The 7464-nt window shown below is 58.8% G+C and carries 8 protein-coding genes and 1 pseudogene; 8 read left to right on the top strand and 1 reads right to left on the bottom strand.

What is annotated here, in order from left to right:
- The 8 genes and pseudogenes from PMI35_RS31060 to PMI35_RS33220 all read left to right on the top strand — a co-directional run.
- Nucleotides 1-257: pseudogene (locus PMI35_RS31060) on the top strand (hypothetical protein); the annotation flags it as partial.
- A gap of 4 nt (nucleotides 258-261) precedes the next feature.
- The gene (locus PMI35_RS31065) at nucleotides 262-636 is read left to right on the top strand and encodes a type II secretion system protein (protein ID WP_008054599.1); all 375 of its coding nucleotides are present in this window, start codon (nucleotides 262-264) and stop codon (nucleotides 634-636) included.
- The gene (locus PMI35_RS31070) at nucleotides 611-1150 is read left to right on the top strand and encodes a type II secretion system protein (RefSeq protein ID WP_008054597.1); all 540 of its coding nucleotides are present in this window, start codon (nucleotides 611-613) and stop codon (nucleotides 1148-1150) included. Before PMI35_RS31065 ends, PMI35_RS31070 begins: the two co-directional genes overlap by 26 nt.
- Nucleotides 1147-1536 (top strand): curli production assembly/transport protein CsgE, encoded by a 390-nt coding sequence (csgE, locus tag PMI35_RS31075; RefSeq protein ID WP_008054596.1) that lies wholly within the window; start codon nucleotides 1147-1149, stop codon nucleotides 1534-1536. The genes PMI35_RS31070 and csgE overlap by 4 nt, the downstream gene beginning before the upstream one ends.
- The gene (locus PMI35_RS31080) at nucleotides 1533-1952 is read left to right on the top strand and encodes a curli assembly protein CsgF (protein WP_008054595.1); all 420 of its coding nucleotides are present in this window, start codon (nucleotides 1533-1535) and stop codon (nucleotides 1950-1952) included. The genes csgE and PMI35_RS31080 overlap by 4 nt, the downstream gene beginning before the upstream one ends.
- Nucleotides 1953-1982: 30 nt before the next feature.
- Nucleotides 1983-2855, top strand: coding sequence for a CsgG/HfaB family protein (locus tag PMI35_RS31085; RefSeq protein WP_008054594.1), 873 nt, complete (start codon nucleotides 1983-1985; stop codon nucleotides 2853-2855).
- A 1153-nt stretch (nucleotides 2856-4008) separates the two neighbouring features.
- The gene (locus PMI35_RS31090; protein WP_008054592.1) at nucleotides 4009-4320 is read left to right on the top strand and encodes a DUF6124 family protein; all 312 of its coding nucleotides are present in this window, start codon (nucleotides 4009-4011) and stop codon (nucleotides 4318-4320) included.
- 363 nt (nucleotides 4321-4683) lie between these two features.
- Complete coding sequence (locus PMI35_RS33220; RefSeq protein ID WP_008054591.1) at nucleotides 4684-5808, top strand: RHS repeat-associated core domain-containing protein; 1125 nt, start codon at nucleotides 4684-4686, stop codon at nucleotides 5806-5808.
- Between the two features lie 182 nt (nucleotides 5809-5990).
- On the opposite strand, the gene PMI35_RS31095 is transcribed toward PMI35_RS33220, so the two are convergent.
- Entirely contained in the window at nucleotides 5991-7445 is a 1455-nt protein-coding gene (locus PMI35_RS31095) for a curlin (RefSeq protein ID WP_008054589.1), read from the bottom strand.
- Nucleotides 7446-7464: the final 19 nt, after the last annotated feature.

Raw genomic sequence — 7464 nt, 5'->3', positions numbered from 1 at the left:
GCGGCTACCCGCCGAACCTGCAGGTGCTGGTGGAAGGGGTGCGTGATGTGCGCAGCGCCAAGGGTGCCAAGTTCTATTTCCTGCGCCGCGTACCCCATGACCCGCTGGCGCCGGTCAAGCGCGACGACGAAGGTGGCTGGGGCCTGCGCTCCTACGACAGTACGGCTCAAAACCCGCGCGAAGGCCAGGACGTCTTTGACGTCTACTCCAAGGTCCGGGGCAAGGGTCTCAACGGCATCGCCTACCGGGAGTGGTGAACATATGCGTCGGGAAAAGGGTTTTACCCTATTGGAACTGATGGTGGTCATGGCAATCATCGCCACCCTGATGACCATCGCCTTGCCTCGCTATTTCAACAGCCTGGAGGCCTCCAAGGAGACCACCCTGCGCCAGAGCCTGTCGGCGATGCGCGAAGCACTGGATCACTACTACGGTGACACCGGGCGCTATCCCGACTCCATCGAGCAGCTGGTTGAACAGCGTTACCTGCGCAATCCGCCGATGGACCCGATTGCCGAACGCAAGGACGCCTGGGTCATGGTCGCACCGCCTGACGGCGTGGCCGGCGGTGTCGCCGATATCAAGAGTGGTGCCACAGGGAGGGCGCGTGATGGCAGCCTGTATTCCGAGTGGTAAGCCTGGGGCACAGGACGGCTTCACCTACCTGGGTGTGCTGTTCCTGATCATGGTGATGGGCATGGGCCTGGCCAGTGCCGGTGAGTTGTGGTCCACCGCCTCGCGCCGCGACCGCGAACGCCAATTGCTGTGGGTCGGCACCCAGTACGCCCAGGCACTGCGCAGCTATTACCGCAGTTCGCCAGGCCTGGCCCAGTACCCCAAGGAACTCGCCGACCTGTTGCAAGACGAGCGCTTCCCCAATGCCAAGCATCATATCCGCCAGCTGTACCCGGACCCGATCGGCGGCGGTGAATGGTTCCTGATGCGCGGCTTCGACGGACGCATCACCGGCATCAGCAGCTCGTCCACGGACCTGCCGCTCAAACAGGCGGACTTCCCCAGCCAGTGGTCGGACTTCAACGGCATGGCCAATTACAAGGACTGGCAGTTCGTGGCCGAGAAAGCCTTCCTCGATGGCACCTCGGGCCCGGCCAAAGGCCAGTCCACAGCGCCGGAGGCATTGCAGCCATGAAGCGCTTTTGCCTGGTGTTGGTCCTGCTGTTGAGCACGGCTGTGACCTGGGCCGCTGAAGAGGACGAAATGCTCGGCTTCATCGTCGACGACACGATCTCGCACATCGGCCACGAATTTTACTACTCGTTCAGTGAACGCCTGCGCGCCACCAGCCCGATGGATTTCAACCTGGTGGTACGCGAACGACCTTCGGCTCGCTGGGGCAGCCTGGTGACCGTGGAATTTCAACAACGCCTGGTTTACCGGCGCTTCCTGCCGCCAAACACCGTGGAGCTCAAGGACGAGGCCTATGCCGCCGCCGACTGGGTACGCGGACAGATTGTCCAGCGCAAGCTGGAAGCCTTGCTACAGGACACCACGGACCTTGAGAGGGACGAACTATGAAAGCGAAAACGTTTTTACAGCGCGCCGGTGGATGCATGCTCGGCCTGGGCGTTTGCGCCCTGGTCCAGGGCACGGAACTGGTCTACACGCCCATCAACCCATCGTTTGGCGGTAACCCGTTGAACGGCACCTGGTTGCTCAACAACGCCCAGGCGCAGAACGACTACGACGATCCCGACTTGAAGGATCGGACCTCGGTGGCCGGGACCTCGGCCCTGGAGCGCTTCAGCGCCCAGTTGCAATCGCGCTTGCTGGGGCAACTGCTGGACAACATCTCCACCGGCAACACGGGGAGCCTGTCCACGGACGCTTTCATCGTCGACGTGGTCGACGACTCCGGTGCGCTGACGATCAACGTGACCGACCGGGCCACGGGTGAAGTTTCGGAAATCCAGGTGAATGGCCTGGCCCCTTGAGGGGAATCGGGACAATGGGGAGTTAAGGACATGAAAAAAATAATTGCGCTAGGGCTGATGTTGGCGGCATTACAAGGGTGCAGTCTGCGCGAGCCGATGCCGGCCGAGCAGGACTCCAAAACCCCGACCCTGACCCCAAGGGCCTCGACTTACTACGACTTGATCAACATGCCACGACCCAAGGGCCGGTTGATGGCGGTGGTCTACGGCTTCCGCGACCAGACCGGGCAATACAAGCCGACCCCGGCCAGCTCGTTTTCCACCAGCGTCACCCAGGGCGCGGCGAGCATGCTGATGGACGCCTTGCAGGCCAGCGGCTGGTTCGTGGTGCTGGAACGTGAAGGGCTGCAGAACCTGTTGACCGAGCGCAAGATCATCCGTGCCTCGCAGAAAAAACCGAACACTCCGGTGAACATCCAGGCCGAGCTGCCACCGTTGCAAGCGGCAAACATGATGCTCGAAGGCGGGATCATCGCCTACGACACCAACGTGCGCAGCGGCGGCGAGGGGGCGCGTTACCTCGGCATAGACATTGCCCGGGAGTATCGCGTCGACCAGGTCACGGTGAACCTGCGGGCGGTGGACGTGCGCAGCGGGCAGGTGCTGTCCAACGTCATGACCAGCAAGACCATCTACTCCGTGGCCCGCAGTGCCGGGGTGTTCAAGTTCATCGAGTTCAAGAAGCTGCTCGAAGCCGAGGTGGGCTACACCACCAACGAACCGGCGCAGTTGTGTGTGTTGTCGGCGATCGAGGCGGCGGTGGGGCATATGCTGGCGCAGGGGATCGAGCGGCATTTGTGGCAGGTGGCGGGGGATAATTCCCAGCCTGCGCAGAATGAAACGCTGGATCGGTACCTGACGCAGAACAGGGTGGTGCCGGAGGGTGAGGGCGCGGATGAGTGAGCCCCGGGGGCCTGACAGCCGACCAGGCTCCTGCAGATGTACCCGGACCAAACTGTTGTAGGAGCTGGCTTGCCAGCGAAAACGGCCTTACAGCCGACCCAGCTCCTGCAGATGTACCCGATCCAAACTGTAGGAGCTGGCTTGCCAGCGAAGGCGGCCTTATAGCCGACCAGTCTCCTGCAGATGTACCCGGTCCATACTGTAGGAGCCAGGCTTGCCGGCGAAGGCGGCCTTACAGCCGACTAGGCCCCTGCAGATGTACCCGATCCAAACTGTGGGAGCTGGCCTGCCAGCGATGGCGGCCTTATAGCCGACCAGTCGCTCGCGGATGTACCCGATCCACTGTAGGAGCGAGCCTGCTCGCGATGGAGGTTAACGATGACGCGGGGAACCTGATACCCCGTGGTGCTCTCAGGTTTTTCGCGAGCATGCTCGCTCCTACAGGGCCCGCGCTCGGCAGAACCTCCACTCGGCCTCTCGACGGGGCAAGAAAATCAAAAGCCAGAGCAAGATTAAATCTAAAGCGAGGCGGCCTACGAGCCGACCTGATCGGAAGCCGCACGCATCTCCCCCGTAGGAGCCAGCGGTGCGGCGATCCGACTTGCCGGCGAAGAACGATAACGCGGTGCAACAGATACACCACAGCGCCTGGTTCGCCGGCAAGTCGGATCGCCGCCCGCAGGCTCCTACAGAGGTATGTCGCCCACAAAATCACGGTATGGGCGCGCTTTTTTTGTAGGAGCGAGGCTTGCCCGCGAAGGCGGTTTGTCAGCCACCCAATCTCCCACGGCTGTACACGATCCAGGCAACATCTGTAGGAACAATCCGAGGCTACATTGCCTTGCGCCGTTGCCTACAACTACGCCAGAATCCGCCGGCTTGTGCGCCTTGCTCCCTTGGCTCTATTGTCACCCGATCGCTGCCAATTCAGCGATCGGGTTTCGCAGCCCGGATTAATCAAGGCGCTCAGCGCCACCGTTTCCTTTCAGTTGGCGCTTTTATTCGGCTACTGAATTGCGTTATGGCGGCTGTGCGCGGGAGGCTTTCGAGTCTGCCGGGTTCCTTGATTCCCGGTCTGCGAACCTGCGTACAGTTGCCACCCTCATCGTTTCGCAGCGAATCGTGGCAGCTCCATCAATCAAGGAGCTTTACCATGATCAAGCCATCACCCAATCCCCCTGAATCAGAACCTGCAAACACTGCCGCCAGTCTCGACCTCAAACCCGCCATCCTGAAATTCTCCACCCCCCACAACCCCAGCTCAATGTTCCTCATCGCCCCAGACATCAGCACCGAAGACCTGCTGGCCCACGCCTGCGAATCCCTGGCATCAGCCAGCATCATGGCCACCGATTTCGCAACGTTCGTGGAAGGCCCCCAGCGCAGCATGTTGCTGGGCATCCAGCAGGTAATCATGCTCGCCGACCTGGCGGTAAACCGAGCGTTGGATAACCTCGATCCGTAGGGCTGAGCGCGTTATCGTTCTTCGCGAGCAGGCTAACTCCCGCAAGGATCTACCGTAGGAGCTGCCGCAGGCTGCGATCTTTTGATCTTTCGTCGCGTGTCAGGAAGATCAAAAGATCGCAGCCTGCGGCAGCTCCTACAGTGGCTTTGCGTACAGGCATAAAAAAGCCGCGACCTTCCTTCAAGGGCTACGGTTTTTCACACCATACCAAACTGCTGCACGTCGGCCGTCTGGGTCATGCCACTCTGGTCGACGCTGGCGATCTGATTTAGTTGAAAGGGCAACTATCAGTTCTGCTAGGTCACAACCTCGGCGTCATCACAGATACTCAAGCGCTCGGACCTTGAAAGCTCGGAGCACCCAATGACCTTCCCTCAGCAAAACCTGCTCTGCCTCTATCGCTACGATCCTCTTGATCGTTTGATCAGCCACAGCCAATCCCAAGCGTCCCCGCTTCAACGCTTTTACTGCAAAAGTCGCCTGGCCACCGAAATTCAAGGGGCACTGCACCACACCATTGTCCAGCACGACGACCTGCTGTTGGCACAACAACAGCGCCAGGACGATGTGCTCGACACCACCTTGCTCGCCACCGATCTACAACGCTCGATACTCCAGACACTCAAGGCCAATCAGCCCCGACATGCCATCGCCTATTCACCCTATGGTCATCGCCATCCTGAAAATGGACTGCTCAGCTTGCTGGGCTTCAACGGCGAACGACCAGACCCGGTGACTGGACATTATTTGTTGGGTAATGGCTACCGGGCGTTTAACCCGATATTGATGCGGTTTAACAGTCCAGACAGTTGGAGTCCATTTGGTACGGGAGGATTGAATGCGTATGCGTATTGCTTGGGTGATCCCATCGGCTGGGGCGACAGAAGCGGGCACAGCATATTGTTGGAACTTGCGTTTCAAGCACAAAAAAGCGGCTCAGTAACCAATGGTGCAATAAAAAATCCAACGATATTTAAATCCATAGCTACACCGACTCCCAATCGATTTCCTAATATGAAGAACGACTATGAATTTTTCAGGATGGTCGAGGAATACATGGCGCAACCTCTTCCTGGGGAAAAGCCAAGAAGCTGGCACAGCGCGCCGATGGACAACGCACTGAAAAATTTTCCTGATCAGTTCTCCGGGAAAGTTGTGCCTTCCCTGTTTGAACAAAGTGGGAGGCAGTTCACGGGGAATCAATTGAATGCCCTTGTTGAAGCCGAAGAATTGCCGGGTAAGCTAGTGAGAAGATTTGATGCGTTATTTGGCGAAGCCATTTATACAAAAAAACGCTATCGAGATTCGATTTTGTTTGCTCATGGCGTTGATCCTCATAAAATTTTCTCTGGCAATGAGCCGGGCATAATTCCCCAAAGGGCCGCAAAGCAAATTCGTGAATCGTCAGATTACAAGGACCTTACCGATATGTTCGGTGAGAACAGTTCAATGATTCCAGATTCTAGAGCGTATTACGGTCAATCCTAAGCCTGACGGCCGCACCAATCTTTCGCGGCTGCCACGATTCAGGCAACATCTGAAGGAAGAATCCGAGACTACATTGCCTTGCGCCGTTGCCTACAACTACGCCAGAATCGGCCGGCTTGTGTTACAGCCATAAAAAACCGCGACCCTCTCCCCAAGAGCCGCGGTTTTTTCACGCCCTACGCCTACTTCTGCAACACAGTCGCACTGTTAGCCGTACCAAACTGCTGCACGTTCGCCATCTGGGTCATGCCACTCTGGTCGACGCTGGCGATGTTGCCAGTACCCCCCTGGGTGACATAGGCGACGTTCATGGTGTCGGTCTGCTTGATGGTGATCATGTTGTCTTCGCCATACACCTGTGTGGTGTACGCCTGGTTGCCGGTGCCATCCTGGTTGATGTCGGTGGTGTTGTGGGTGCCGGTGCTGCTGCCCTGGGCCAGGTTGTTGGTGCCGCGCTGGTCGGCGATCAGGATGTTGTCGGTGCCGTTCTGGTCGAAGTACAGCTCGTTGTAGGTTTCGCTCTGGCTGACCGTGGTTTTGTTGCCGTAGCCGGTCTGGTTGGTGGTCATGATATGGCCGGTGTCTTTCTGGGTGAAGTTGGCGACGTTGCCGTCGCCGTTCTGGTTGACGGTGGCGCGCTGGTTGCTGCCGAACTGGCCGCCCATTTGCGTGGCCGGGCCTTTCCAGTTGCTGGCGTAGACCTTGTTGTCGTTGCCCGAGGACGTGGCGTTGAGCACATGGTCGGTGCCGGTCTGGTAGGTGAAGTGGATGTTGCCGATGCCCTGTTGATTGAGCGTCACGGTCGAGCCCATGGACTCGAACTGGTCGGCATAGATGGCGTTGAGGTCGCCGACCTGAAACACCTGGGCAACGTTGTGGTCGCCGTAGCTCTGGTCGACGATGGTTTCGTTGGTCTGGCCGTTCTGGTCGATGGTGGTTCTGCTGGCGACCTGGGTGTCCTGCCAGACTTCGCTGCCGTTGCCATCGCCGTACTGGTTGATGGTCAGGTTGCCGCCATCGCCGTAGCGTTGGTCACCGTAGGCATAGTTGGTGCCACCGGACTGGTTGATGTCGATCTGGCCGTTCATGTGGTTGATCTGTTCGGCGGTGGCGTAGTTGGCGGTGCCGTACTGGATGATCACCGCGTTGTTGGCCGTGCCCACCTGGATCTGTTCGATGTTGGCTTCGTTGCTGTCGCCGTACTGGTAGGTTTTGCCGGAGGTGTTTTCCTGGCTGTCCTGGTAGATGAACGAGAAGTTACCGTTGCCTTCCTGTTGTTGCAGTACCTCGCCGCCGCCGACCCCGATCGACTGGCTGGCATGGCTGACGTTGTTGTCACCGCTCTGGTTCTGGATGATGGTGCTGTTGCTTTCGAACAGTTGTTCGGCGTAGCCGGCGTTGTAGTTGCCGGACTGGTTCTGCTCGATGGTGCTGGTGACGTTGTCTTGCACCGCGGCCGCGTCGTTGCCCGTACCCGACTGGTTCTGGGTGGCCGTGCTCAGGGGGGCCGCCGTCTGTTTCACATCGGCGATGTTGGTGTCACCGAACTGGTTTTGGGTCGACACGCTGTCCTCGGCCAATGCTTGAGCACTGACTATGACCAGGATGGCGGCGGTGAGGGGCGTCAGTTTAAACATGATGAAACCTCCAAGTGGT

It is taken from the genome of Pseudomonas sp. GM78 (assembly GCF_000282475.1).
GTDB lineage: Bacteria > Pseudomonadota > Gammaproteobacteria > Pseudomonadales > Pseudomonadaceae > Aquipseudomonas.
This window is presented reverse-complemented; position numbering and strand designations above follow the sequence as displayed.

What these genes read in the sequence shown, in the direction of transcription:
- PMI35_RS31065 (WP_008054599.1), top strand. Translation starts at nt 262, where the DNA reads ATGCGTCGGGAAAAGGGTTTTACCCTATTGGAACTGATGGTGGTCATG.
- PMI35_RS31070 (WP_008054597.1), top strand. Translation starts at nt 611, where the DNA reads ATGGCAGCCTGTATTCCGAGTGGTAAGCCTGGGGCACAGGACGGCTTC.
- csgE (WP_008054596.1), top strand. Translation starts at nt 1,147, where the DNA reads ATGAAGCGCTTTTGCCTGGTGTTGGTCCTGCTGTTGAGCACGGCTGTG.
- PMI35_RS31080 (WP_008054595.1), top strand. Translation starts at nt 1,533, where the DNA reads ATGAAAGCGAAAACGTTTTTACAGCGCGCCGGTGGATGCATGCTCGGC.
- PMI35_RS31085 (WP_008054594.1), top strand. Translation starts at nt 1,983, where the DNA reads ATGAAAAAAATAATTGCGCTAGGGCTGATGTTGGCGGCATTACAAGGG.
- PMI35_RS31090 (WP_008054592.1), top strand. Translation starts at nt 4,009, where the DNA reads ATGATCAAGCCATCACCCAATCCCCCTGAATCAGAACCTGCAAACACT.
- PMI35_RS33220 (WP_008054591.1), top strand. Translation starts at nt 4,684, where the DNA reads ATGACCTTCCCTCAGCAAAACCTGCTCTGCCTCTATCGCTACGATCCT.
- PMI35_RS31095 (WP_008054589.1), bottom strand. Translation starts at nt 7,445, where the DNA reads ATGTTTAAACTGACGCCCCTCACCGCCGCCATCCTGGTCATAGTCAGT.